This is a genomic window from Polaromonas sp. P1_G2 (genome assembly GCF_056405515.1).
On record NZ_JBFUBY010001820.1, the window covers coordinates 1 to 353 of the forward strand.

At 69.4% G+C, this 353-nt stretch carries 1 protein-coding gene; it reads left to right on the forward strand.

Annotation, left to right across the window (positions count from 1 at the left end):
• The coding region (gene cbiT / locus AC1D0P_RS32745; protein ID WP_477680526.1) for a precorrin-6Y C5,15-methyltransferase (decarboxylating) subunit CbiT at positions 1 to 353 on the forward strand (353 nt) is incomplete at both ends.

A 353-nucleotide genomic window follows, 5' to 3' on the forward strand; every position in this document is an offset into this window, starting at 1 on the left:
GCGCAAGGGCGAACTGCTCTGGGATATCGGCGCCGGCTCCGGTTCGATCGCCATCGAATGGATGCTCCGCCACCCGGCCATGCGCGCCGTCGCCATCGAGGGCCATGCCGAGCGCGCTGCCCGCATCCGCCGCAATGCCGGCAATTTCGGCGTGCCGGGCCTCGTCGTGATCGACGGCATAGCGCCCGACGCGCTGGCTCTATTGCCGACGCCTGACGCCATCTTCATCGGCGGCGGCGGCAGTGAAGCCGGCGTCATGGAGGCCGCCATAGCCGCACTCCGGCCGGGCGGCCGGCTGGTCGCCAATGCCGTGACGACCGAAATGGAAGCCGTGCTGCTCAAGCAACATGCTG